Below are 24,630 nucleotides of genomic sequence, written 5' to 3'. Positions count from 1 at the left end.
GTGGAGCTGCCGAAGGCTGCGATCTTTTGATTTTCGGTGATACGAGAAGGTTAGAGATTACGCTGCGCTTCCATCCGGTCATGCAAAATTCTGATTATCGCGATCCCATAGGCAGTGATTCGAAAATAAATCACGTGACTCTCCACGCTGCAGCGTCGGTAACCGGGGCGGATCGCGTCGCATGCGGGTGCTGTTTTGGGACGATCAGCCAACTGCTCGAAAGACGCAGTCAGGATGTCGATGTAGCGATTGGCCTGATCCAAACCCCATTGTTGAGCTGTATAAGTCCAGATAGCCTCAAGATCCGCTTCGGCGGCGGGGGTAAGTCGGTATTCAGCCATGCGCCCTCAACATTCTCTTTTTGAAAGCATCAGCATCGAAAGGCCGGGGGGCACCACTGGATTCTCCTTCTCGAAGGGCTGCGCGGACGGTTTCCAGTTCAGCGTTTCGCTCTTGCTCTCGACGGATCAAATCGCGGATATATTCGCTGTCGTTGGTGTAATGTCCCGCTTCTATTTGAGCTTTGATCCAATGGTCTTGCTGGTCAGTCACGGTTATGGTTTTGCGTACGGTAGCCATGATCGGGCCCTTTGCGGATGGGGAACTTTGCGCAAACTATCATACTAATGGTGCGCTAACGAGTATGAGCCTAGCCGTTACAAGAACGAATCACAGCCTTCGGCAGCTCATGCGTATATCACTCGAACTGCCGCAGGCTGCATTTTCAGACCCGCAACCGAATCTGCTGCCCGAGCACATCCATCGGGTTAAATAATCCTTCCCCTTTGTGATCGCTTGCAGGCTCGCTACCACAGGTTCCTTCAGTGGTCGCAAAGTTTGCGTCCGACCAGGATCAATGTGGGAGCGAGCCTGCTCGCGAAGAGGCCGGCACGGGCATCGCATAACTCAGCCGGCCCGCATTACCCCGGCAATTCCAGATTATCCAGCACCCGATTCACCGCCAGTTCCCCGAGCATGATCAGTTGCGCAATCCCCATCAGCGTCCGGCGCTGCGATGGCTTGACCAGTCCGGCGAATTCCTGGGCGATGGTTTTGGCGGAGGCGAGGGTTTCGCAGGCATTGGCCAGCAAGTCTTCGTTTTTGGTGTCGGCGGTGACGGCGTACATGGCGCGGGGGCTGAAGGGTGGCGGGGTGGAGCCGGGTGGGCAGAGGTAGTGGTCGAGGGCGCGATCGGCGGCTTCGTGGAGTTTTTTGGAGTCGAGGGATTCGTAGGGGGAGGTGGGATCGGTTTCGGGTGGGTTGGGTGTTGGTTTGATCATGGTGAGACTCCGTGGTTGATTTAGCCGCCACGGCTCATCGCTAAACAAGTAAAGGTGGCGGCTGTACGCAGGTTAGCGATCCGGGTCACAGAAACCCCCGGGTAGACCCGAAGGTCTCCCACGCACAGCCACCATGACATCAAGTGCAGATCGAAAAATGCAATTGAGACTGGGCATTGGTGCGTCTGTAATGAGTCGGATCGCTAAACCCGATCGCTGATTCGTCAGCGACCGCACCACAATAGAACCCGCCCCCAAGGCGCACAAGCCGGCGGATTCTGGCTTGGCTGTAGGCAATGGCGCAAGGATTTGTAGCCTTGAGACCGTATCCGCAGGTGTCTTTTAAACAGCTTCGTTTAAATCAAAGAATTGCGCCGAACCTGATGGCCTCTTCGCGAGCAGGCTCGCTCCCACATTGCAATTCATTGCGCCGCAGTCCACCGCACCAGCCCAAAACCCAACCTTATGGCTGATACGGAATCAACTTGTCCCGGTCCATTTCAACCAACAACTGATCGAGCATCTGCCGTTTGTTCTCGACCCCGGGAATCGGCACATACCACGTCATCACGCTCCAGCCTTCGCGGGAGTAGTTGTAGGTTTTGAGCAGTTGGCCATCCTTGAAGACCGAGCCGCGCAGGTTGTCCTGGTAGTGGTAGGGCATCGGGAAGGTGAACAGGGTGAAAACGTTGACCAGCGCCAGCCAATTGACCTTGCCGTCGCTGGGTTCGGTGATCAACAGGCTGTAGCCGTTGCGGGTGTAACCGCCGTCGAGCATCGAGAACGCGCCGGTCTTTTTCAGGACGCTGACGGTTTCGCGCTGATGCTGCTCGTCGATGCGCGTATACGCCGGCCCCATGCCGAGCGTGACCGGCACGTAGGCCTGATCGGCATGGTAATCGAGCGGTTGCAAGGTGTTGGCGCAGCCGCCCAGCATCAGTGAGGCACAGAGCAGGCCGGCGACTTTTATCATCGCGCGGTTCATTGCGCGACTGCCGGGATCAGCCGGTCCTGCTGCACATCCTGCGCGAAGGCGCGGGCAATGCGGCCGAGGTTCTGTTCGCGCATCTCGCCGCCCTGATCCAGTAGCCAGACGTATTTTTGAGTGATGTTGCGATAGGTGTATTGCTTCAGTCGCTTGTCACCCTGGTACACGGTGAATTCGGTTTGCGTGTCGAATTCGTTCGACAGCGGCAGCAAGAACAACGTCGCGGTGCTCAGCAGAATCACCGGAAACGGCGGCAGGTGACGTTCCACATTGAGTTTGACCTGCACGTTGTACTCGTCAGCTTTACCGCTGCCGGTTTCGATGGTGCGGAACACACCGGTCTGACGCAGGTGGTTGCGCAGGCTGGAGCCGTTTTCCGGGTCGTCGACCATAACGTGAATCGGCTGCAGATAATCCTGAGCGTCCGTAAGCGTGCGCTCGGGCAAGGTGTTGGTCGCCGCGCAACCGGTCAACAGAGCGGCGGCAGTGAGGGCGATGATTTTTTTCATGGTTTGGCGTCCACGGCAATACCCGGAATGGGGCCGGTGAAGATGTAGGGCTGAGCACTGTTCAGGTCGAGTTTCAGCGGTTGCAGCGTTGGCAATCCTGGCGCCAGACGTAGCGCAATCAGCGCATCGCGGGCGTTCTGATCACTCCAGCGGAACGCGCAGAAACCGGCGGTCAGGCAGAACGAACGGAACTCGCCGATGTAATAGGCCTTGCCGGGTTCCAGGCGCATCGGCAGGTTGAATTTTTCCCGCGCCTCTCTCGAGGTGAAAACAGTGCCTAGCCCAGGTTGATAACGTGCGGAAAAGAACTGGAAATCATAGAACTCGTAATCGCCCGGCTTCAGGGGAAGCACGAATACGCTCGCTGCGCCGACACCGTCCTGAACATCCTGCGGCGTGGAGTAAGCGCCGGCCATTTTCCAGACGCCGGCCGCACCATATTCGGAACCGCGTTTGCGGAAAAAGATTCGCTGGTTGTCAGCGGCTGATTGCTTGAGTGATTGCGGCCCGATTGAGCCAACGAGATAACTGACTGGCTCGCTTGCCTTGGGTTGCAAGGGTTCGCTGACCCAGGAAGCGCTTTCGGTAATGCAGCCGCTGAGCGTCGCGGCGAGCACGACGGCCGCTCCGAGTTTGAATAGCTGAAACATGTACATCCCTGAATCTGCTTGCGTTGATTGACTACAAACAGGAAGGTCAATCAATGCCTTCCTGGCTTGGCTTTTTATGCGGGGGCGCAGAATAAACGAGGTGATGGCACTTGGCTAGCTACTGTAGGCGCTGCGGTACGCTGAAATCATTTGATTTTGATCTCAAGGAGCAAACTCATGGTTTGTGGCCGACGCAGGAACCTGTGGGCGGGTTGATCGTGTTACCTCAAAAACCCAGCGGGTACTGAACGACCACGTAAATCCGGTCAATATCATCGCCAGCCTGTGCTTCGTTGGCGCGGTGGGTGACGTGGGATAGTTGCACCGACAGATCCTTCGCGGTGCCGGACTGCACTACATACTTCAGGTCGATATCGCGTTCCCAGTGTTTGCCGCCGCTGCCTTGTTGCGGTTGATAGTCGCCGCTGTCGGCGTCGAACGGGTTGTAGGCGCCGCCCCTCGGCGCGTGCGTTCCGTCGATGTGGCTGCCGCTGACGTAGCGGGTCATGAAGTTCAGGCCGGGGATGCCGAAGGCGCCGAGGTCGAGGTCGTAGCGGGCTTGCCAGGAGCGTTCGTTGGCGCCGTTGAAGTCGGCGTATTTGATCGAGTTGGCGAGGTAGATCGAGTCGCCACCGACGAAATCGAACGGCGTGTCGCCATTGATCCGCTGCCAACCGAGCATCACCGCGTGCGCGCCGAAGCTGTATTTGCCGGAGAGGCTGAAGGCGGTGTTGTCGATCTCGCCGGCCACTGCGCGGCCGGTGTCGCGGGTGTGGTAGAGGTTGGCGTCGAGCAGCACGCCGGACTGTTTAAAATGCAGGTTGCCGTAATACTGATGCCAGGTGTCGCTCAGTTCTGAGGCGTAGAGTGCGCCGCCGACCGGGCTGCTGCCGAACAGGTCGGCGCCGACGAAACTGATGCCGCCTGCTTCGGTGTTGGCGCCGTAACCGTAGAAGTCGCCTTGGCCGGAAGAGCTATCCTGATTCTTGAACGCGGTGAAGTGCCCGGCGACCAGATTGACGTTGTCGAACTCGGCGCTGTTGAGCAAAAAGCCTGTGGCGTATTCCGGTTGCAGACGTTTGTCGGAGGTGTCGAAGACTGGGGTTTCCACGGTCATTTCGCCGAAGGCGACGGTGGTTCGCGAGACCTTCAGCTTGAACGCACCGCCGGCGCTGGAATAGTTGTTTTCGCTGCGACCATCGCTGTCGACCGGTAGCAGACCGGTGCCGGAGTGGCCCTTGCCGCCGTCGAGTTTCAGGCCGGCGAAAGCGTGGGCGTCGATGCCGAAACCGACTGTGCCCTCGGTGAAACCGGATGAGAAGTTACCGATAAAGCCCTGTGCCCATTCCTGTTTGTAGTTTTTTCCGGAGGGCGTGGGCGAGCGGTAGTCGTTGCTGAGGTAGAAGTTGCGCAGCAGAACATCGCTTTTGGCGTCGTCGAAAAAGCCGCTGGCATGGGCGGTGCCGGTCAGACCGCAGAGCATGGCAAGCAGGGTGAGGCGGGAGGGCGCGCGGTTGATCATGGTCAGGGCCGGTGGTAATCAGGATGGCGCTGATGATCGAAGATTGGGAACAAAGAGGATTGGGTTGATGTGCTGAGTTGGCAGCTTTCACCACAAAACCTGTGGGAGCGAGCCTGCTCGCGAATGCGGAGTGTCAGTTAACAAAAATGCTGACTGACACAGCGCTTTCGCGAGCAGGCTCGCTCCTACAATTTGAGTCGGGGTAGTCAATTAGAATGTGGCGGCTGTCAGGCCGCCATCGCTGGCAAGCCAGCTCCCACAGGGTTTGTGGGAGCTGACACAGTGCATTAAGCCAGCGGCGGTGTACGCGTTGGGATCTGGCGTTTGCTGCCGGTGGATTCGAAGGCGGCGGCGAAGCGCAGCAGGTTCGAGTCGTCGTAGGCGCGGCCGGCGAAGGTCAGGCCGACGGGCATGCCGATGTCGGCCATCACGCCCATGGGCACGGTGACGGTTGGCACGCCGAGGTGGCGGATCGCGAGGTTGCCGTTGGCCACCCAGACGCCGTTGCTCCAGGCGATGTCGGCCGAAGCAGGATTGACATCGGCGTCCGCCGGGCCGACGTCGGCGACGGTCGGGAACAGCACGGCGTCGAGACCGAGGCGGTCCATCCAGTCTTCGAGGTCGATGCGTCGGGTCTGCTCCAGACCGCGCAAGCCATCGGGCACGGTAGGGATTTCATTCCACGGCGTGATGCCGCGTTCGGCCATGCGCACGTATTCGTCCATGCCGGCGGCCAGATCACCTTCGCGGTTGGGCAGGGTGCCCGGGTCGTGCGGGAAGATCTTCGGCCCGTCGACATCTACCAGACGATTAAGCTTCGGGTCACCGTTGGCCTGCAGGAAGTCGTCGAACGCCCAAGCAGTCAGATCCCACAGTTCATGGTGGAGGAATTCTTTCGACACCAGCCCACGGGTGAACACGGTTGGCGCGCCAGGGCGGTCGCCTTCGCAGTTGGAGACCAGCGGGAAGTCGGTTTCGATGACTTCGGCGCCAGCGGCCTCAAGGGCCTGACGTGCCTGCTGCCACAAGTCGATCACGGACGTGCGGGTGTTGATGCGCTGGCCGGTCGGGCCACCAATGCCGGGGGCTTCGCTGGTGCCAGCGTCCGGGTCGGCATTGATGTACATGCGCGGGATGGCAAAGCGTTTGCCGGCCAGGGCTTTGGCATCTGCGGCCAGTTCGCTGTACGCAGCCGGACGCACTTCGCTGACACGCGGGATCGGCACCCAAGGTTGCAAGCGCCAGAGGTCGCCACGGGTGTCCGGGTCTTCGGCGACGACCACGTCGAGCACTTCGAGCAGGTCGGCCATGGTTCGCGCGAACGGCACGACGACGTCCATGGTCGGGGTCAACGGCCAGTTGCCGCGCACCGAAATCACCCCGCGCGACGGGGTGTAGGCGCACAGGCCATTGTTCGACGCAGGGCCACGGCCGCTCGACCAGGTTTCCTCAGCCAGGCCGAACGCAGCGAAACTCGCAGCGGTCGCGGTGCCGGCGCCGTTGGACGAGCCGGAGGCGAACGGTGCGGTCAGGTAGTCAGCGTTGTACGGGCTTTCAGCGCGGCCATAGACGCCGCGTTGCATGCCGCCATTGGCCATCGGCGGCATGTTGGTCTTGCCCAGGCAGATCGCCCCGGCAGCGCGCAGGCGCTCGATGGTGAAGGCGTCGCGATGGGCAACCAGATCGGCAAACGCAGGGCTGCCGGAAGCGGCGGTCAGGCCCTTGACCAGATAACTGTCTTTGGCGGTGTAGGGGATGCCATCGAGCGGGCCGAGGGTTTCACCGTTGGCGCGGCGGGCGTCGGAGGCGCGGGCTTCGCTCAGCGCTTCGGGGTTGCGCACGACGACGGCGTTGAGTGCCGTCGGGGTGTCGGCGCCATCGTAGGCATCAATGCGCGCCAGATAGGCCTGCACCAGCTCCACAGCAGTGGTCTGGCCGGATTCAAGGGCGGCGCGCAGTTGGGCAATGGAGACTTCGGTGACTTCCATCATCGGGTCACCTGTTGAGCGTGGATGTTCTGGGCAGAGGTTTTCATAGCGGTTCTCGTTGCACGGCTTGAAGCGACAAGGTCGGGACTGGCGCCTATTTAACACCAAGCTGCGCTTCGAGTAATCGGCGGGGTGATGGCCCCGCCGATTTTTTCTGCGTCTAGCGGATCATTCATTGATGCGCGGATGCTGCTGGACCAGCACTTTGCGCTTGGCCTCCAACTCGGCGATTTCGGCATCGATGTCTTCGATTTTCTGCTCGATGTTGTCGTGGTGTTCCTGCAACAACTCCTTGGCCTCTTCGAGGTCGGAAGCCGCCGGGGCCGCGCCGCGCAGGGGCTTGTTGGCGGTTTCCTTCATGGTCACGCCAGTGACCAGACCGACCACGGCGATGACCATCAGGTAATAGGCGGGCATGTACAGATCGTTGGTGCTTTCCACCAGCCAGGCCACGGCAGTCGGGGTCAGACCGGCGATCAGCACCGAAACGTTGAAGGCACTGGCCAGCGCGCTGTAGCGGATGTGCGTGGGGAACATCGCCGGCAGGGTCGAGGCCATCACACCGATAAAGAAATTGAGCAGCACCGCAAGGATCAGCAGGCCGGAGAAGATCAGGGCGATGCTGCCGCTGTTGATCAGCATGAACGCCGGAATGGCGAAGATGAACAGGCCAATGCTGCCGACGACGATGAAGGGCTTGCGGCCGATCTTGTCGCTGATGAAACCGATCAGCGGCTGCACGAAGAGCATGCCGACCATGATCGCGATGATGATCAGCACACCGTGGTTTTCGCTGTAGTGCAGGTTGTGCGTCAGGTAACTCGGCATGTAGGTGAGCAGCATGTAATAGGTGACGTTGGTCGCCGCTACCACGCCGATGCAGGTCATCAGGCTGCGCCAGTGTTTGGTTGCGACTTCTTTGAACGACACCTTCGGGCCGCCGGCTAGGCCTTCGCGATCGCCTTGTTCGAGTTTTTCCACGTGCTGCTGGAACGCCGGGGTTTCTTCCAGGGCGTGGCGCAGATACAGGCCGATCATGCCCAGCGGCAGGGCGAGGAAGAACGGAATCCGCCAGCCCCATTCTTCGAAGCGCTGTTCACCGAGGATGGTTGAAATCAGCACCACCACGCCGGCGCCGAAAACGAAACCGGCGATCGAGCCGAAATCCAGCCAGCTGCCGAGGAAGCCGCGTTTGCGGTCCGGCGCGTATTCAGCGACGAAGATCGAGGCGCCGGTGTATTCGCCACCGACCGAGAAGCCTTGGGCCATTTTCGCCAGCAACAGCAGGATCGGCGCCCAGATGCCGATCGAGGCATAGGACGGAATCAGGCCGATGGCAAAAGTGCTCAGGGACATGATGACGATGGTCGCGGCGAGGACTTTCTGTCGTCCGTATTTGTCGCCAAGCGCACCGAAGAACAAACCGCCAAGCGGACGGATGAGGAAGGGTACGGAGAAGGTCGCCAGCGCGGCGATCATTTGCACGCCGGGATCGGCGCCGGGGAAGAAGACCTTGCCGAGCACATAGGCGACAAAGCCGTAGACGCCAAAGTCGAACCACTCCATGGCGTTGCCCAGTGCGGCGGCGGTGATCGCCTTGCGCATCTTGGCGTCGTCGACAATGGTGATGTCTTTCAAACCGATCGGTTTGACGGTGTTCTTGCGTGATTTCATTGCGCTGTTCCCGCTCGCTGATCCAGATTACCGCTGCGATGCCATCTCCATGATGGCGCCGGCTCTTCTGGCTCAGATACATGCGGACACGAAATAATTCACCGATGGGCTGGAATTAATTTCGACAGGTGGGGCGGGTGGTCGGTGCTCTGAAGGGCTTGGTTGGAGCATTCAAGATAGTTGTTGCCTGAGCGCATGCCATCGAGAGCAGGCTCACTCCTACAATATTGCGCGGCGAATCACAATTCCCTGATCCAACACAAATCCCCTGTGGGAGCGAGCCTGCTCGCGAAGGCGGCTATACATTCAACATCGCAGTCGCCTGGCCCGGCGCTTTCGCGAGCAGGCTCGCTCCCACAGTGGTTTTGTGTTTCGCAGGGGCTTAGAGAGCTGCCTTCACCTGCAAACCCACCACCGGCGCATTATCGATGTCCTGCCCGGAGAACGCGCCCGGTTCGATGATGTATTGCAGGTTCGGGCGCAGGGTCAGCCACGGGGTGGCCTGGTAGCCGTAGCCCAACTCGATCAACTGCTCGGCGCTATCGAGGTTCGGAAACGCAGCACCATTGGCCAGCGCGGCATCCTGTTGCACATCGCGGCTGCGCGGGTTCGGCACGGCGCGGCCATAGCCCAGCGCCACGGTGTCACGCGGGCGGCCTTCGAACGGTTTGTACAAAACCACGCCGGTGCCGTACCACTTGCTGAACGGCGAGGCGGCTTCGCTGGCCGCCGAATACTGACCGAACGCATGCAGGCTGCGGCCCTCGGAGGTCGACGAGCGCCATACGGCCTGATCGATCAACAAATAATGTCCGCCACGACCGGACACTTCATCGTCGCTGCCGATGCGTTTGACGTCGGAGCTGTCGTAGTAATAGCCGAGCTTGTACTCACCCGGCAGCTCGCCGGCGTGCTTGTACACCAGCTCGATCGGCACGACGGTGCCGGTGGTGTGCTTCGGCCCCAGATGCCAGGCGCGGCTGGAATTGCCGTTGCTCTCGGGGTCGACGTTGAACGCCGCCACACGCAGCTGCCAGGACGGCGACAGGTCGTATTTGACCCGCACGCCCAGACGCGCGTTGGGGTAGTTGGTCCAGCCGCTGCCGCCGGACATGTTCAGCGGGTGACCGCAGAAACCGGCGTTCATGAAGTTGCACAGAATGCCGCTGTCGAGGCCGCCGAGGTCGTTGCCCATGGCCATGTAGCCGAGCTTCACGTTCAGCGCCGGGGTGAACAGGCTGCGCTCATAACTCAGTTCAGTCAGGCGCGTGTACAGGCCGCCGTAGTTCTCCTGAATCGGCAGCCGGTTGCCGACCAGATCTTCCGACGCGCTGTTGCCGCGCCGGTCGTTGATGGTCAGTTGCACTTTGCCAGCGTTGTCGACGCCGTAGAGTTTGCTCAGATCAAACTGCACGCCGAGCTTGATGTTCTGCGAGTAGCGCGCCGAGCGGTGCAGGCCGCCGTCGGCGTTGTAAGCAGTTTCGCCGCTGTAATCGCCAGTGAACTTGACGCCATCTTCATCGAGTTGATGACGCAAGCCGCCCCAGTCACCGGTCAAGGTGCTGCGGGTCAGCAGACCGGAATCGCTGGCGGCCAGCGCGGGGAGGGCAGTGGTGCAGCTCAGGCCCAGCAGCAGGCCAGTGGAAAGCTTGGTACGAGAAAAGCGAACAGCCGATGACATGTGAATCCTTCCTGCTGAAATCTTTGACGCAATAAAACAGCGACGCGGTGCTTTGGGGCACCGCGCGCTTGGGGGAGGTTGGTTGTGCGGCAGCGAGTTACGGCAGGGCGTAAGCCATCACGTAATCGCCACGATCAGTCGACTGGCGTGCGCCGCCAGCGGTGACAACGATGTACTGCTTGCCGGTCTTCGGCGAAACGTAGGTCATCGGGCCGCCCTGGCTGCCGACCGGCAGACGGGCTTTCCAGACTTCTTCGCCGTTGCCGCTGTTGAAGGCGCGCAGGTAGAAGTCCTGGGTGCCGGCAATGAAGATCAGGCCGCCCTGGGTCGACAGGGTGCCGCCGAGGGTTGGCAGACCGATCTTGATCGGCAAGTGCATGCGGATGCCCAGGGGACCGGTGTCTTCAACGGTGCCGACCGGAACTTGCCACGCGACTTTCTGGGTCTTCATGTCGATCGCGGTCAAAGTGCCGAACGGCGGCGCCTGGCACGGAATGCCGGCCACCGACAGGAAGCGGTTCTTGTTCACCGCGTACGGCGTGCCTTTGAGCGGAACAGCGCCCATGCCGGTGTTCAGCGCTTCGCCACCGCCAGCGGCCTGGCCTTTGTTCTGCGACGGGATCATCTGGATCCACAGACCCAGGCGCATGTCGTTGACGAAGATGAAACCGTGCACCGGGTCAGTGGAGATGCTGCCCCAGTTCATGCCACCCAGCGAACCCGGGAAGCTCAGCGATTTGTCGGTACCCGGCGCTGTGTACAGGCCGTCGTAGCGCATGCTCTTGAAGTCGATGCGGCAGAGCAACTGGTCGTACGGCGTGGCGCCCCACATGTCCGATTCGGTCAGGTGCTGCGCGCCGATCTGCGGCATGCCCACGGATTTCGGCTGAGTTGGCGAGTACGGCTCGTTAGGGATGTTCGCGGCTTTCACCGGTACTTCCTTGACCTCGGTCAGCGGCTTGCCGGTGGCGCGGTCGAGCACATAGATCTGCCCGGCCTTGGTGCCGATGACCAGCGCCGGAACGCTTTGGCCGTCCTTGTCGAAGTCGATCAGGCTCGGCTGCATCGGCAGGTCGAAGTCCCACAGATCGTTGTGCACGGTCTGGAACACCCAGCGTTCTTCACCGGTGCTGGCGTCCAGCGCGAGAATCGAGGCGCCGTACTTGTGATCCAGTTCGCTGCGCTCGACACCATAGATGTCGGTGGACGAGCTGCCCATCGGCAGGAACACCGTGTTGGTCGCCGCGTCATAGGACATCGGTGCCCAGCTGTTCGGCGTGCTGCGCACATAGGTGCTGCCGTCGGCCGGTGCGTTGCGGTCCTGCGGGTTGCCCGGGTCGAACGCCCAGCGCATGGCGCCGGTGATCACGTCAAAACCGCGAATCACACCGCCGGGCATGTCGCTCTGCACGTTGTCGGCAACACGACCGCCAACCACTACGGTGGTGCCAGCCATCAATGGCGCGGACGACAACTGATAGTAGCTGTCCGGAACATCACCCAGACCGGCCTTCAGATCGACCTGGCCGTTGTTGCCGAAACCCTGGCAGAACTCGCCAGTGTCAGCGTCGACCGCGATCAGGCGGGCATCGATGGTATTGGTCAGCAGACGACGCTGGCAGTTGGCAGCCGGCGCCGGTTTGGCTTCGATGATCGAAGAGTTGCTCGGCTGAGCGATGGTGGCGGTGGCGTCGAAATAGGCCATGCCACGGCAGCGCTGCCAGACTTTCGATTGCGCGTTGATCGCGTTCTTCCACAGCTCTTTACCGGTGTCGGCATCGAGGGCGATCAGGTTGTTGTGTGGGGTGCAGATGAAGACTTTGTTGCCGACCTGCAGCGGGGTGAGCTGGTCTTCGGCGCCGTTGCCATCGCTCTCGGCGACGTCCCCGGTGTGGTAGGTCCACGCAACTTTCAATTTGTCGACGTTGTTGCGGTTGATCTGGTCGAGCGCGGCGAAGCGGCTGCCACCTTCGGTGTTGCCGTAGTGCGCCCAGTCTTTCTGCGCCTTGGCCGGCTCAACCGGAGTCAGGCCCGGGCCAGTGCCAGTGGCGGCAACCGTAGGGTGGGCAACGAACATGTTACCGGCGGCAACCGCTACACCCACGGTGAGCACAGCGGCCACGGCATACGCGCCACGACCGGCAGCGCGGCCATTGGCGCGCGCCAGCAGCGGGTAAACCAGCGCGACGACCATGCCGATGGCGCTGAACATGAACAGCCGCGAGAACACCGGCCAGAACACCAGCCCGGCGTCAGCCACGGCCCAGATCGCAGTCGCCACGAGAAATGCGGCGAACAGCCAGGCGCCTGCAGTTTTCTTCAGTGCGATCAGCACCCCGGAAACGATCATCGCCAGACCGCCGACCAGGAAGTACCAGGAGCCGCCCAGGCTGACCAGCTTCACACCGCCGACCGCGAGCGCCAGACCGAGCAGGGCGATGATCACGCCAAGGCCGACCAGAATGAACGTTGAAACGCCTGAGACGCGTTGACTGTGGTTCACATTGAAAGTCCCGTTTGAATGAAGCGCGGGATTATAGCGGTAACTAACCATTCAGTTAACCGCAGTTTTGCCATGAAAACGTGCACTTCTGTGAATCTAGCGTGGTGCAGGATGGGCAAAATGCAAGGCGAGACGGCTTTCTCAAAGTTCGAGCAGCAGCGGTCGCCATTCGATCAGGGGTGGTTTCAGCGGCTGAGGTTCTTCCAAAAGCGGTGGATCGGATTCAGGTTCCGGGGGCAACTGTTGATCGTCCTCTGGCATTTATTGCGAAGCCTGATCAACAGTGATGGCAACCTTGCCCTTGGCCCGACCTTTTTCTACGTAGTGCAAGGCGTCAGCTATCTGATCGAACGGAAAAGTACGATCAACCACCGGTTTGATCACTCCTGCCTCAATCAACGCAGTGATTTTTTGCAACTGAACGCCATCGGCACGCATGAACAGAAACGAATAACCCACCCCACGCTTGCGCGCCTTGCGCCGAATACCACTGCTGAGCAGACGCATGACCAGCCCCAGCAGCCACGACAAACCCTGCTCCCGAGCGAACTGCGCAGTCGGCGGCCCTGACAGAGAAATCAGTTGCCCGCCCGGTTTCAACACCTGCAACGATTTCTCCAGCACATCGCCGCCGAGGCTGTTGAGCACCACGTCGTAGTCGCGCAGCTCAGTGGCGAAATCCTGCTGCTTGTAATCGATCACCACATCAGCGCCCAGCGCCTTGACCCACGCGACATTCGCCGTGCTGGTCGTAGTTGCAACAAAAGCGCCGAGGTGTTTGGCCAGTTGAATGGCGACCGTGCCAACGCCACCGGAGCCGGCATGAATCAGCACCTTCTGGCCTTTTTGCACGTTGGCGACTTCGACCAGGGCCTGCCACGCCGTCAACGCCACCAGCGGCATGCAAGCCGCCTCGGTCATAACGAGATTGGCGGGTTTCAACGCGACCGCTTGTTCGTCGACAGCGATGCGTTCGGCAAACGTGCCAATCCTGTTTTCAGGCGCCCGCGCATAAACCTCATCGCCCGGCTTGAAACGCTTGACCGCCGCACCGGTGCTGAGCACCACACCGGCGACATCGTTGCCCAATATCAAAGGCATTTGATAGGGCAGGATCATCTTGAATTCGCCGCTGCGAATCTTCAGATCCAGCGGGTTAACGCTACTCGCGCGCACTTCGATCAGCACGTCGTGAGCGCCAACCAGCGGTTCGGGCAGGTTGCCAATCCGGCCGTTGTGCTTGCCGTAGCGCTCGATGAAAAATGCCTTCATTGCGGATGCTCTTGTCGGTAGAAACCCGCCGGCATGGCGGCGGGTCTGGATGAGGTCAGGCCTGAGTCAGATAACGTTGCGCCACCGCCGACTGGCGGATCTGCCCCAACAGGCCTTGCCGCGCGGCTTGCAGGGCATCCCAGCGCTCGCCTTCGTGCAGCGGCGGGATGGTCACGACTTCGCGACGGTCGAAGCCGACCAGCGCGGCGTCGACCATGTCGCCGACTTCCATGATGTCGGTGAGGGTGTTGATGTCGATACCGGCGCGGTCCCAGATTTCCGTGCGGGTGGCGGCAGGCAGCACGGCTTGCACGTACACGCCTTGTGGCGACAGTTCCAGGCTCAGGCCCTGGGAGAGGAACAGTACGAACGCCTTGGTCGCGCCATACACCGACATGCCGAACTCCGGCGCCAGGCCCACCACCGAGCCAATGTTGATGATCGCGCCGTCGCCAGCCTTGGCCAGACGCGGGGCGATAGCACTGGCCAGACGCACCAGCGCCGTGGTGTTCAGCGCGACCAGTTGCGCCACGCTGTCGGTGCTCTGCTCGATGAAGGTACCGGACTGCGCGGCGCCGGCATTGTTGACGAGGATACCGATGCGCGCGTCGTCACGCAGACGCGCCTCGACGGTTTGCAGATCGCTGAGTCGGGTCAGATCGGCTTGCAGCACTTCGACATTGACGTTGTGTTCAGCGCGCAAACCGGCAGCAAGGGCGTCCAGGCGCGACTGGTCACGGGCGACCAGCACCAGATCGTGCCCGCGTTGGGCGAAACGTGCGGCGTAGACCGCGCCGATGCCGGTGGAGGCGCCAGTAATCAGAACAGTAGGGCGAGTAGTCATGGTGTGGGCTCTTTGTCAGTTGAAGACTGATTGCGGGCCTTTATGATGATGATCCAAATCTAAACTGTCAACGGTTTTGATTATGGCCAACATCTATGTATCATCGGCCGATGAATTTTCAGCGCTGGAGGTATTCAACATGCGCGTATCCAAGGCTCAGGCTCAGGCCAATCGCGAGCACATTGTCGAAACGGCATCAGTGATGTTCCGCGAACGCGGTTATGACGGGGTCGGCGTGGCTGACCTGATGGCGGCCGCCGGTTTTACTCACGGCGGTTTCTACAAACACTTCGGCTCCAAGGCCGACCTGATGGCCGAAGCCTCGGCCAACAGCCTGGCGCAGTCCACGGCCGCCGCCGAAAGCATAAGCGTGCAGGATTTCATCGACGTGTACGTGTCGCGAGACCATCGCGACGGCCGCTCCACCGGTTGCACCATGGCAGCGCTGTGCGGCGATGCGGCGCGGCAGTCCGGGGACGTGAAAGCGGCGTTCGCTGAAGGTATCGAGCGCACGTTGCAGACGCTCGGCGAGAAATACCCGACCGCAGCGGATGCACCGCAAGGTGAGGGCCGAACCCGGATGATCGACCTGCTGGCCCGGGCGGTCGGGGCGATCATGCTGTCGCGCGCCTGCCCGGATGATTCGGCGCTGGCCGATGAGATTCTGGCGGTGTGTCACGCTTCGATGACTGAGTCGCTGCCCGCGATCGAAACTGCGGAAGAAGACACGCAGGACAGCTGAAGCGATCAGTGCTGGCGGTGCAGGGCCTTGTCGAGTGCCGCCAGCAAAACCTCTTCTTCGAAGGGTTTGCACAGGCATTCAAACGCCTGGTAATGCCCGGACTCAGCCAGCGCCGCCTCGTCCCAATGGGCGGACATGCAGATCACCGGAAACTGTCGCGACAGCTGGCGCATCACGTCGATGCCGGACAGGCCGGGCATGCGCAGATCCAGCAGCAGGCAGGCGATTTCGGCGAAGTCGGCTTCGGCGAGAAACGCTTCGCCACTGGCATAAACCTGCGCGCGATAACCGACCGAACGCAGCAGATTCGACAGGCTTTTGCGCACCGACGCGTCGTCATCGACGATGCAGACAATCGTCGGTCGGGGGTTCTCGATCGCCGTCGGACGACCCGCCGGGGCGCTCACGACAGGCTCGATGGGCCAGGCGAAGGCGCAGCGCTGATCAGTCCGTAGAGTTCGACGAGGTTGACCAGCGAGCGGGTCTGCATCTTCGCCATGATGTGTTTGCGATGAACCTTGGCGGTCACTTCACTGGTGCCCAATTGGTTGGCGATCTGCTTGTTCGACAGACCGCCGACAATCAGCGGCAGCACCTCGCGCTCACGCGGTGTCAGCTGCGCCGCCAATTGCCGCACGTGCTGAACCCGTTGCCATTGATTGAACGCAGTCGCGGCGTGTTGACGGGTGCTGCGCAGAATGCCGAGCAGTTCATCGTCATTGAATGGCTTGGTCAGAAACTCCACCGCGCCGGCCTTCATCGCCTGCACCGACATCGGAATCGTGCCGTGGCCGGTCATGAAGATCACCGGCCACGGCAAGCCGCGCTCGTTCAGCGCCGCCTGCAATTGCAGGCCTGTGGTTTCGGGCAGGCTGACGTCGAGCAACAGGCACGCCGGGCCATTGGCGATGTCGGCCTCGAGCAGTTCTTCGGCGGACTGGAAAATCCGGTGCTCGATGCCTTCGGCGCGCAACAAGCGGCTCAATGCGCTGCGCACGCAGGCCTCATCGTCAACGATGAACACCGGCACCGATTGCATATCGACCAACGGCGGCTGCGCCACCATCGGCGCCGAGGCCAGCGCGTTGAACACGGGCAGTTTGGGTTCGCGGTCTTTCAATAATCGGTAACCTCGACGGGCAACCGTCTGGATGATTTCTTTTTCCCCGAGCAGTTTGCGCAGCGAGGAAATCTGCACTTGCAGATTGTTCTCTTCGACGACGATGTCCGGCCACACCTGATTGATCAGCTCGTCCTTGCTGACGATGCGCCCATCGGCCTGCATCAGTACCGAAAGTATTTCGAACGCCCGCCCGCCCATGCGCAAGGGCCGGCCATCGAGAAAGGCTTCGCGCCGTTCCAAAGAAATCGTGGCTTGGCCGAGTCGGATCATGCGGGCCTCTGCGTTGCGGTGAGAAGGACAGGGAGCGGGCGCCGGGTTATCAGGTTCGTACGCTAGGGGACGGCCTGGCATAAAGCAATTATCCCGAGGGATAAGACGTGGGCTTCTATAGCGCAAGAAACAGCCGCGCAAGGCTCTGGACGGCCATCTTGAGGCTGCAGACGGACATCAGCGCAGCGGCTGGCCCTCTGGCAAAAAAACGCTGGGTATACTTCGCCACCAGCCTGAATCCCATTTCCAGCGGTGAATGCGTATGCCCGGCCAGCCATCTTCATCTGCAATTTCCCGCGCGGCCGATGCGCCGATGCTCGATGAAGCATGGCTGGAGAACTGTCGGTTCAGTCTGCTGCGCCGTGACCATGAACTGACCTGGTTCAGCCTTCAAGACAGCCACTCGGGCCAGAGCTGTTTCGCCGTGCGTGCGCCGATCCAGCGTCCGGCGCTGTGCCAGCGGCTGGAGCGCGATTTCCATTTGCAGTTGCCTTCGCAGTGGGCGCTCAACCCGCTCGCGCTGATTCGCTCGGCGGACGGGCCGGTGTTGGTCTACCCGCAATGGGGCGCGCCGCTGGCTGGACTGATCGACGCCGCCGGCTTACCACTCGGACGGGTGCTGAATATCGCCGTCGCCGCTGCCAATGCGCTGGTCCACTCTCGCCATCCGGAAACACCGCAAAACCCTGTGGGAGCGAGCCTGCTCGCGAAAGCGTCATTCCAGCCGACATCACCCTTGACTGACCCACCGCTTTCGCGAGCAGGCTCGCTCCCACAGTGTTCTTTATTGCCTTGGCATCTGCTGGTCGATGCTGACGACAGCGTCAGGCTGATGGGCTTCCACACCCACGCGCAGGAAACGCCGGCGACTGAACTGCCGAGCTTGGAACACTGGCCTTATCTGGCGCCGGAACAGCTGCAGCACGACGGCGTCGATTCCGAGGAGCGCAGCGACGTCTATGCGCTGTCGGCAATCATCTACGAGGCGCTGACCGGGCGCCCGCCGCTGATCGCTCGCGACGCCTCGCAATGGTTGCATGTGCACGCCGCCGTCCAGCCTGTGTCGCCAGGGCAATACCAACCCGACCTGCCGCAAGGCATTTGCCATGTGCTGCTCAAAGGCCTGGCCAAGGAGCCGGACGCGCGCTATCAAAGCATTGAATCGCTGGCCGCCGATCTGACCTGGTGCCTGCGCCAATGGCAGAAAAAAGGCCAGATCGAAGCGTTCCGCCTCGGTGCATTCGATGCTCGCGCAACGGCCACGCGCGGCGATGTGCTGTTTGGTCGTGATAACGAACGTCAGCAACTGCTTGAACAGATCCAGCGCGTGCGCAGCGACGGCATCGCTCGCGTGCTGCTGGTTGCCGGCGCACCGGGAGCGGGGAAGTCGACGCTGATCCAGCAAGTCCTGCGTAGCCAGGCACCCGGTTATTGGGCCAGCGGCAAGATCGAACTGCTGAACAATGACCGGCCCTTCGCGCCGCTGGCGCAGATTTTTCAGTCTCTGATCAGCCAAGTGTTGACCAAGCCCACGCTGGCCTTGCAGGCCTTGGCCGAGCAACTGCGCGAAACCCTCAAGGGCCGTGGCCGCTTGCTGCTGGACCTGGCGCCGGAAGCCGAACTGCTGATTGGCGCGACCGCCGAACTGCCGAACATGCCGGCGCGCCACGCCCTCGACCGGGTCAATCGGGCGCTGCTCGATGTGCTCGAAGTCTTTGCGCAACCGGGGCATCCGCTGCTGCTGTTTATCGACGACTTGCAGTGGGCTGACGACTCGACGCAGGCGTTTCTCAAAGCCTTTATCCCCCGACCGACGCGGCATCTGCTGCTGGTTCTGGCGTATCGCGAGGGCGAGTTGACGGAGCATCCGGGCGGCTGGCTCGATGAGATGCGCAGAGCACCCGCGCTGCCAGTCAGTGACCTTCGACTAGGGCCGCTGTCGGTGCAGGCCGTTGCGCAACTGATGGCGGTCGAACTCGATGCTGACGTCGACAACCTTGAGGCGCTGGCCCGTGTCGTGCACTTCAAAACCGCCGGCAATCCGTTGTTCGTCAGCCAGGTCGCGCGTGCTCTAGTGGACGAGCGTCTGCTGCGTTTCGACGCGACGACGCGGCGCTGGGTGTGGAATCACTCCGAAGTGAACGGCTATCGCTACGCCGACAACGTGGCCGAATTGATGGTGCAACGCTTGCAGCGTCTGCCGGCCAGTGCCCGTGAAGTGTTGCGCACCGCGGGTTACGTCGGTGGCCGCTGTGACGAAACGCTGTTGGGCGATTTGCTGGGGGACGATCCGGCGCAATTGCTGCGTGACGTGGATTACCTGGTCAGCGCCGGATTTCTCCTGCGCGAGCCTGGCCAACTGGTGTTTCCCCACGATCGAGTGTTGGAAGCCGCCGCTGCGCTGACCGCGCCGGCCGGGCGTTCGGCTGAGCATGCGCGCATCGCAGCCGCCATGCTCGATCAATGCGGCGAGCAGCGGCAGGCGTGGGTCTTCGACATCGCCAGTCAGATTCAGCGCAGCGCCGGCAATGCGCTGCAAGCGCCTCGACGCGCTGAATTCATCCAGTTATTGCTCGAAGCTGCCGAGCGCGCCCGCGATAGCGCCGCTGTCGAGCAGGCCGTGGATTATCTGCGCAGCGCCGAGGTGTTACTCGGCGACAACGGCTGGACGCAGCTCTACCCGCAAGCCTTCGCGGCGCGCTGGCTGGCAGCCGACTGCGCGATGTTGCTGGCGGATCTGCCCGGCGCGCAACAGCGTCTCGACGACTGTCTGGAACACGCTGCCACCGTGCTGGACCGGGCGAAAACCTACCGCCTGCGCGCCAGCCTGCGCACCTTGCATTCCGATTACCACGGCGCGATCGGCGAAGCGCTGGCCGGTCTTGCGTTGCTCGACATCGACCTGCAGCGACACCCATCGAGGGCGCAACTCGGCGAGGCGTTTGAGCGGGTTCGGCAATTGGTCGGTGCGCGATTGATCGCTGAGTTGACGGCGTTGCCCAAAGCCAACGAGCCGCGAATCGAAGTGGCCATGGAGCTGCTGAGCACGCTGATCGCCTCGTTCTTCGTGCAGGACGACATTGCTTTTCTGCACTTGGCGAAGATGGTCGAACTGACTTTGCTCCATGGCACCTCGCCGAGCAGCGGCTACGGTTTCGCCTGGTACGGCGTGATGATCGCCGACCGTTATGGCGAATATCTGGACGGTGTTGCTTTCGCCGAACTGGCGCTGGAACTGACTGATCTGCACGGCTATGAGGCGGGGCGCACCGGCACGCTGGTGGCGCTGGATCAGGTCAGCGCGTGGACCCGGCCGATGGCTTACGCGCGGCAGAAGGCTTTCGCCGCGTTTGAGTGCGGTCAGGCCGGCGGCGATCTGGGCATGTCGTGTTACGCCTGCAACCACATCGGCTCCGATCTGCTGTTCATGGGCGAGCCGCTGCCAAACGTGTTGAACGAGCTGGACGTCGGCCTGAGTTGGGTGCGGCAGTTTCACTACATCGACATCGAGCGCATTCTGCTGGCGCAACAGGCGTTTGCCAGCGATTTGCGCAATGGGCCTGAGCCTCGTTCGATCGCAATGCTGGAGGCTCTGGAACATGACCGCTTCGGCCCGCTGCATCGCGACCGCGTTTCACAGCCGACGCTGTTGTGGATGTGGTTGTATTCGGGCATGTCGGCGTTCTATTTCGGTGAAGTGCGTTACGCGTTGCGCCGTTTCGAAGACGCCGAGGCGTTGACCTGGTCGCTGCCGGCGCACATTGATCTGGCGCATTACTACCTGTTCTACAGCTTGGCACTGGCCAGTCCCGAGGCGCCGGGCTCTGTTGCCGAAAAACTGCAGAAACTGGAGCAGCAACGGCAGCGTTTTCTGCCATGGGTCGAGCTCAATCCTTCGACCTTCAGCAACAAACTGCTGCTGATCGAAGGCGCGATGGCCCGCGTGCGCGGCGAAGGGCTGGCCGCCATTCGCTGCTTCGACCAAGCGCAAATCGCGGCGGCCGCTGCCGGGTTTATCCATGAGCAAGCACTGGCACATGAACAACTGGCCGAGGTCTGCCTGGCCAACGGCCTGGTCTCCGGCACGCATCATCACCTGCGTGTTGCGCGCGACTGCTATGTGCTGTGGGGCGCTGAAGCCAAGGCGCGCCAGCTCGAAGCGCAGTATCCGTTTCTCGCCCACGAGCATTCCCTGGAAGCGGGAACGCCGGTGACGCGGGGGCGCCTTGACCTGGAAGTCGGCATTGAAGCGGCACGCGCAGTCTCGCAAGAGGTGTTGCTCGATCGGCTGGTGGAGACCTTGATGAATCACTTGATGATTCAGGCCGGTGCCGACCGCGGCGCGCTGCTGTTGGTCGCCGAGGGTGAGTTGCAATTGGCCGCTGCCGCGCATATCGAGGCGGGCAACGTGCGGGTCAGTCAGGACAACGATCGCTCGCTGGAGCAGATCGCGCCGGTTTCAGTGCTCAATTCGACCATGCGCACGCGCACGCCGCTGGTGCTCGACGATGCCCGCGCCGACTGCCCGCAAGCCTACAGCGCCGACTTGCGCGAGCGGCAGACGCGCTCGCTGATGTGCCTGCCGTTGCTCAAGCAAGGCGCGCTGATCGGTCTGGTGTATCTGGAAAACAGCCTGGTACCGAAACTGTTCAGCGCCGAACGCCTGACCATGCTGGAAATTCTCGCCTCGCAGGCAGCGGTGTCGCTGCAGACCGCACGGCTCTACGCGCAGCTGGTCGAAGACAACCGCTTGCGCGCGCAGATGGAAGCCGATTTGCGCAGCTCGCGGGCGGAACTGGCGCGCAACTCGCACCTGAAAATGATGGGCGAACTGTCGGCCTCGATCGCCCACGAAATCAGCCAGCCGCTGCTGGGCATTTCATCGAACGCCTCGGCCAGTCTGCGCTGGCTCAAGCGCGACACGCCTGATCTCGGCGAGGCTATTCAGGGACTGGAAGACATCCGCTCCGACAGCGCCCGTGCCACCGAGATCGTCCAGGCTTTGCGCGCCCTGGCCCGGCAGGCGCCGTTGCAACGATTGCCGGTGTCGATTGACGCGTTGATCGGTGAGGTCGTGCAGCTGACGGCCAGCGATGTGCACAATCGCGGGGTGAGCTTGCACACGCAACTCAACGCTGCTGACCCGGTACTGGGGGATCGGGTGCAGATCCAGCAGGTGATCTACAACCTGATCGTCAACGCGCTGGAAGCAATGGCTGGGCAGGGCGTGACTGACGGGCGCCTGGTGATTGAGTCGACGCTGTCCGATGGGCAGGTCTGCGTGGCTTTTCAAGACAACGGGCCGGGGATCGCCGAGCATCAGCGTGAAGAAATTTTCGATGCGTTCTTCACCACCAAGGGCAGCGGCATGGGCATGGGCCTGGCGATTTGCCGAACGGTAATAGGCGCCCATGGCGGGACGTTGCGCGTGGAAGACAGCGAAGAGGGCGCGCGGATCTGCTTCAGGCTGCCGCTTGCGCCGGACGCCAGGATCAAAAGCCCCTCACCCTAACCCTCTCCCGGAGGGAGAGGGGACTGACCGAGGTGTTTGGTCGAGCTATGCCGACCTGGGATATCTAGCCGAACTCCGGTTTTGGAAAGCCCACAAATCGGCGCCCTCTACCTAGGGAGAGGGCTGGGGTGAGGGGGGAGTTCACCGCCGTACCAACGCCGACCAACAGCGCTCTACCGCAAAAAAAAGCCGCGAAAAATCGCGGCCAAAAGGGAGGAGTGAACAAAACCCTTTGAAATCCGACTCAGGGCCGCAGTTCCGTCAAGCGCTGGCCCATCGTCGAATTCAGCAACCCATCGCTGAGCCGCCAGACATCCGCATCCACCAGCGCCACCCGCGCTCCGCACATCAGTTGGCGCCAGACCTTCGGCGGCATGCCCACCATGCGCCCGAACGTACGGGTGAAGTGCGAGTGATCGGAAAATCCGCATTCATAAACAATCTCGGTAATCGCCATCGAGGTCAGCAAAAGCCCTTTGGCCTTGTCGATCTTCATCTTCAGCATCCATTCCTGAGGCGAGCAGCCGGTGACGATCTTGAACGCCCGGGAAAAGTGGCTGCGTGACAGATTGCAATGTTCGGCAATCTCGCTGACGCGCAGGCTGCGGCTCAGATCGTGCAGCATGTAGGCCTTGGCGCGGCGTTCCTGCCAGCCGGACAGTGCGCCCAGTGGGCGAGCCAAGTGGCAGGAAGGGTCTGACTTCACCGATTGCGGGTTCATGGCGGCTCTCCTGATCGATGGGCAAAGTCTGGCCGCAGGCTTTATTTAAAGTCCTTAAACAAACCTTAAAAGTTATGAAGCCCAAGCCTCAGGCGTGAAACGGATAATCGACGTAACCACGCTGATCGCCGCCGAAGAAACTGCTCGGATCCGGCGTGTTCAGCTCAAGCCCATCGTGCAGCCGACGCGGCAGATCCGGGTTGGCCAGGAATGGCCGGCCAAAGGCAATGATGTCGGCGCGATTGGCTTTCAACGCCTGTTCAGCGGACTCGGCGTCGTAACCGCCCGCGAGGATCAGCACGCCGTTCCAGGTCTGGCGCAGTTGGGCAATGATCGCGTCCCAGCGCGGGTCGAAGTTTTCGTCCTTGACCGTGCCGACCATGGCCGGCTCGACCAGGTGCAGGTAGGCCAGATTCCACTGGTTGAGCGCTTCGACCAGATAACCGAAGGTCGCTTCAGGCGTGTCATCGCCCATGCCCATGAAGCGCCCCATCGGCGTCAGGCGCACGCCGACGCGCTCGGCGCCGACTTCATCAGCAACGGCGGCGACCACTTCGAGCAAAAAACGCGCGCGGTTTTCCACGCTGCCGCCATAGGCGTCATCACGCTGGTTGCTGTTGCTGTTGAGAAACTGGTCGAGCAGATAACCGTTGCCAGCATGGATCTCCACGCCGTCCATTCCAGCGTTCAACGCGTTGCGCGCGGCGCGGCGATAGTCGTCGACGATGTCGGCGATCTCCGCCGTTTCGAGGGCGCGCGGCACTGGCACATCACCCCACACGCCATTGCCTTGTTCATCGATGATAAAAGTCTTGCCCGGCACAGGCAGGGCGCTCGGCGCCACCGGCAAACCGGCGTCAGGCTGGAAACTCGGGTGGGAAACCCGGCCGACGTGCCACAGCTGCATGAAGATCAGACCGTTGGCCGCGTGCACCGCGGTGCTGACTTCGCGCCAGGCCTGCACTTGCGCATCGGTGTAGATCCCCGGCGTCCACGCATAGCCCTGGCCCTGTTGGGAGATCTGCGTGGCCTCGGTGATGATCAGCGCAGCACTGGCGCGTTGGCGGTAGTACTCGGCGTTCATTGCAGTCGGCACGTCGCCCGGCTGGCCAGCGCGCGAGCGAGTCAAGGGCGCCATCGCCACGCGATGGGCAAGGGTGTAAGGGCCAAGGGCGATCGGTTGGAACAGGCGACGGGTCATGGGTAGCTCCGGATGTCGATGAGTAGGGTTCAAGCGCGGCAGCCAGGTGCCGCGCGCCGTGCAGGTAACTTAACCGGGGGCGGCGGGGCTGATAATCCGTGGCCGGCGCTACGCAGTTTTGCGCGCAACGCAACGGCACCCGCGCTCATC

At 61.6% G+C, this 24,630-nt stretch carries 19 protein-coding genes; 2 read left to right on the top strand and 17 right to left on the bottom strand.

All coding sequences use genetic code 11. The features are described from left to right. Positions 1-50 precede the first annotated feature (50 nt). The 13 genes from KVG87_RS01525 to KVG87_RS01465 form a co-directional block, all read right to left on the bottom strand. A complete protein-coding gene (locus KVG87_RS01525; RefSeq protein WP_016770737.1) occupies positions 51-341 on the bottom strand; it encodes a type II toxin-antitoxin system RelE/ParE family toxin in 291 nt (96 codons plus the stop codon). Continuing rightward, complete coding sequence (locus KVG87_RS01520) at positions 334-579, bottom strand: type II toxin-antitoxin system ParD family antitoxin (RefSeq protein WP_016770738.1); 246 nt, start codon at positions 577-579, stop codon at positions 334-336. The genes KVG87_RS01525 and KVG87_RS01520 overlap by 8 nt, the downstream gene beginning before the upstream one ends. 341 nt (positions 580-920) lie before the next feature. Next, complete coding sequence (locus tag KVG87_RS01515; RefSeq protein ID WP_150635198.1) at positions 921-1,280, bottom strand: DUF6124 family protein; 360 nt, start codon at positions 1,278-1,280, stop codon at positions 921-923. Positions 1,281-1,743: 463 nt separating this feature from the next. Further along, positions 1,744-2,253, bottom strand: a complete 510-nt coding sequence (locus tag KVG87_RS01510; RefSeq protein ID WP_024013039.1) for a hypothetical protein — start codon at positions 2,251-2,253, stop codon at positions 1,744-1,746. 8 nt (positions 2,254-2,261) lie between these two features. Further along, positions 2,262-2,777 (bottom strand): hypothetical protein, encoded by a 516-nt coding sequence (locus tag KVG87_RS01505; protein ID WP_024013038.1) that lies wholly within the window; start codon positions 2,775-2,777, stop codon positions 2,262-2,264. Next, positions 2,774-3,427 carry a hypothetical protein gene (locus KVG87_RS01500; RefSeq protein ID WP_150635200.1) on the bottom strand — a complete coding sequence of 218 codons (654 nt, stop codon included), beginning with the start codon at positions 3,425-3,427 and terminating at the stop codon, positions 2,774-2,776. Before KVG87_RS01500 ends, KVG87_RS01505 begins: the two co-directional genes overlap by 4 nt. A gap of 226 nt (positions 3,428-3,653) precedes the next feature. After that, complete coding sequence (locus KVG87_RS01495; RefSeq protein WP_217848830.1) at positions 3,654-4,949, bottom strand: OprD family porin; 1,296 nt, start codon at positions 4,947-4,949, stop codon at positions 3,654-3,656. Between the two features lie 287 nt (positions 4,950-5,236). Then, positions 5,237-6,940: an amidase gene (locus KVG87_RS01490; RefSeq protein WP_217848827.1), complete on the bottom strand. Its 1,704-nt coding sequence runs from the start codon at positions 6,938-6,940 to the stop codon at positions 5,237-5,239. Positions 6,941-7,105: 165 nt separating this feature from the next. Then, positions 7,106-8,611 carry a glycine betaine/L-proline transporter ProP gene (proP, locus tag KVG87_RS01485; RefSeq protein WP_041480305.1) on the bottom strand — a complete coding sequence of 502 codons (1,506 nt, stop codon included), beginning with the start codon at positions 8,609-8,611 and terminating at the stop codon, positions 7,106-7,108. 382 nt (positions 8,612-8,993) lie between these two features. Next, a complete protein-coding gene (locus KVG87_RS01480) occupies positions 8,994-10,292 on the bottom strand; it encodes a carbohydrate porin (protein ID WP_217848825.1) in 1,299 nt (432 codons plus the stop codon). 97 nt (positions 10,293-10,389) lie between these two features. Continuing rightward, positions 10,390-12,795, bottom strand: a complete 2,406-nt coding sequence (locus KVG87_RS01475) for a glucose/quinate/shikimate family membrane-bound PQQ-dependent dehydrogenase (protein WP_217848823.1) — start codon at positions 12,793-12,795, stop codon at positions 10,390-10,392. A 261-nt stretch (positions 12,796-13,056) separates the two neighbouring features. Continuing rightward, the gene (locus tag KVG87_RS01470) at positions 13,057-14,067 is read right to left on the bottom strand and encodes an NADP-dependent oxidoreductase (RefSeq protein WP_217848821.1); all 1,011 of its coding nucleotides are present in this window, start codon (positions 14,065-14,067) and stop codon (positions 13,057-13,059) included. A 55-nt stretch (positions 14,068-14,122) separates the two neighbouring features. Further along, positions 14,123-14,911, bottom strand: coding sequence for an SDR family NAD(P)-dependent oxidoreductase (locus KVG87_RS01465; RefSeq protein WP_217848819.1), 789 nt, complete (start codon positions 14,909-14,911; stop codon positions 14,123-14,125). Between the two features lie 139 nt (positions 14,912-15,050). On the opposite strand from KVG87_RS01465, the gene KVG87_RS01460 reads away from it, so the two are divergent. Further along, positions 15,051-15,653, top strand: coding sequence for a TetR/AcrR family transcriptional regulator (locus tag KVG87_RS01460; protein ID WP_217848817.1), 603 nt, complete (start codon positions 15,051-15,053; stop codon positions 15,651-15,653). Positions 15,654-15,658: 5 nt separating this feature from the next. Here the strand turns inward: KVG87_RS01460 and KVG87_RS01455 are convergent, their stop codons facing one another. Then, a complete protein-coding gene (locus KVG87_RS01455; protein WP_348971218.1) occupies positions 15,659-16,060 on the bottom strand; it encodes a response regulator transcription factor in 402 nt (133 codons plus the stop codon). After that, positions 16,057-17,046, bottom strand: coding sequence for a response regulator (locus tag KVG87_RS01450; protein WP_217848815.1), 990 nt, complete (start codon positions 17,044-17,046; stop codon positions 16,057-16,059). The genes KVG87_RS01455 and KVG87_RS01450 overlap by 4 nt, the downstream gene beginning before the upstream one ends. Before the next feature lie 313 nt (positions 17,047-17,359). On the opposite strand from KVG87_RS01450, the gene KVG87_RS01445 reads away from it, so the two are divergent. After that, the gene (locus KVG87_RS01445; RefSeq protein ID WP_437180888.1) at positions 17,360-22,558 is read left to right on the top strand and encodes a trifunctional serine/threonine-protein kinase/ATP-binding protein/sensor histidine kinase; all 5,199 of its coding nucleotides are present in this window, start codon (positions 17,360-17,362) and stop codon (positions 22,556-22,558) included. A 244-nt stretch (positions 22,559-22,802) separates the two neighbouring features. Here the strand turns inward: KVG87_RS01445 and KVG87_RS01440 are convergent, their stop codons facing one another. Continuing rightward, the gene (locus KVG87_RS01440; RefSeq protein WP_016774798.1) at positions 22,803-23,279 is read right to left on the bottom strand and encodes a helix-turn-helix domain-containing protein; all 477 of its coding nucleotides are present in this window, start codon (positions 23,277-23,279) and stop codon (positions 22,803-22,805) included. An 88-nt stretch (positions 23,280-23,367) separates the two neighbouring features. After that, a complete protein-coding gene (locus KVG87_RS01435) occupies positions 23,368-24,480 on the bottom strand; it encodes an alkene reductase (RefSeq protein ID WP_217848813.1) in 1,113 nt (370 codons plus the stop codon). Positions 24,481-24,630 lie beyond the last annotated feature (150 nt).

Origin of the sequence: Pseudomonas siliginis (genome assembly GCF_019145195.1) — a bacterium.
GTDB classification, from domain to species: Bacteria; Pseudomonadota; Gammaproteobacteria; order Pseudomonadales; family Pseudomonadaceae; genus Aquipseudomonas; species Aquipseudomonas siliginis.
The sequence above is the reverse complement of the archived record's forward strand: the minus strand, read 5'-3'. Positions and strand labels throughout refer to the sequence as shown.

Bases quoted from the DNA above. Each gene is read 5' to 3' on its own strand.
- KVG87_RS01525 (WP_016770737.1), bottom strand. From the start codon at position 341: ATGGCTGAATACCGACTTACCCCCGCCGCCGAAGCGGATCTTGAGGCT.
- KVG87_RS01520 (WP_016770738.1), bottom strand. From the start codon at position 579: ATGGCTACCGTACGCAAAACCATAACCGTGACTGACCAGCAAGACCAT.
- KVG87_RS01515 (WP_150635198.1), bottom strand. From the start codon at position 1,280: ATGATCAAACCAACACCCAACCCACCCGAAACCGATCCCACCTCCCCC.
- KVG87_RS01510 (WP_024013039.1), bottom strand. From the start codon at position 2,253: ATGATAAAAGTCGCCGGCCTGCTCTGTGCCTCACTGATGCTGGGCGGC.
- KVG87_RS01505 (WP_024013038.1), bottom strand. From the start codon at position 2,777: ATGAAAAAAATCATCGCCCTCACTGCCGCCGCTCTGTTGACCGGTTGC.
- KVG87_RS01500 (WP_150635200.1), bottom strand. From the start codon at position 3,427: ATGTTTCAGCTATTCAAACTCGGAGCGGCCGTCGTGCTCGCCGCGACG.
- KVG87_RS01495 (WP_217848830.1), bottom strand. From the start codon at position 4,949: ATGATCAACCGCGCGCCCTCCCGCCTCACCCTGCTTGCCATGCTCTGC.
- KVG87_RS01490 (WP_217848827.1), bottom strand. From the start codon at position 6,940: ATGATGGAAGTCACCGAAGTCTCCATTGCCCAACTGCGCGCCGCCCTT.
- proP (WP_041480305.1), bottom strand. From the start codon at position 8,611: ATGAAATCACGCAAGAACACCGTCAAACCGATCGGTTTGAAAGACATC.
- KVG87_RS01480 (WP_217848825.1), bottom strand. From the start codon at position 10,292: ATGTCATCGGCTGTTCGCTTTTCTCGTACCAAGCTTTCCACTGGCCTG.
- KVG87_RS01470 (WP_217848821.1), bottom strand. From the start codon at position 14,067: ATGAAGGCATTTTTCATCGAGCGCTACGGCAAGCACAACGGCCGGATT.
- KVG87_RS01465 (WP_217848819.1), bottom strand. From the start codon at position 14,911: ATGACTACTCGCCCTACTGTTCTGATTACTGGCGCCTCCACCGGCATC.
- KVG87_RS01460 (WP_217848817.1), top strand. From the start codon at position 15,051: ATGCGCGTATCCAAGGCTCAGGCTCAGGCCAATCGCGAGCACATTGTC.
- KVG87_RS01450 (WP_217848815.1), bottom strand. From the start codon at position 17,046: ATGATCCGACTCGGCCAAGCCACGATTTCTTTGGAACGGCGCGAAGCC.
- KVG87_RS01445 (WP_437180888.1), top strand. From the start codon at position 17,360: ATGCTCGATGAAGCATGGCTGGAGAACTGTCGGTTCAGTCTGCTGCGC.
- KVG87_RS01440 (WP_016774798.1), bottom strand. From the start codon at position 23,279: ATGAACCCGCAATCGGTGAAGTCAGACCCTTCCTGCCACTTGGCTCGC.
- KVG87_RS01435 (WP_217848813.1), bottom strand. From the start codon at position 24,480: ATGACCCGTCGCCTGTTCCAACCGATCGCCCTTGGCCCTTACACCCTT.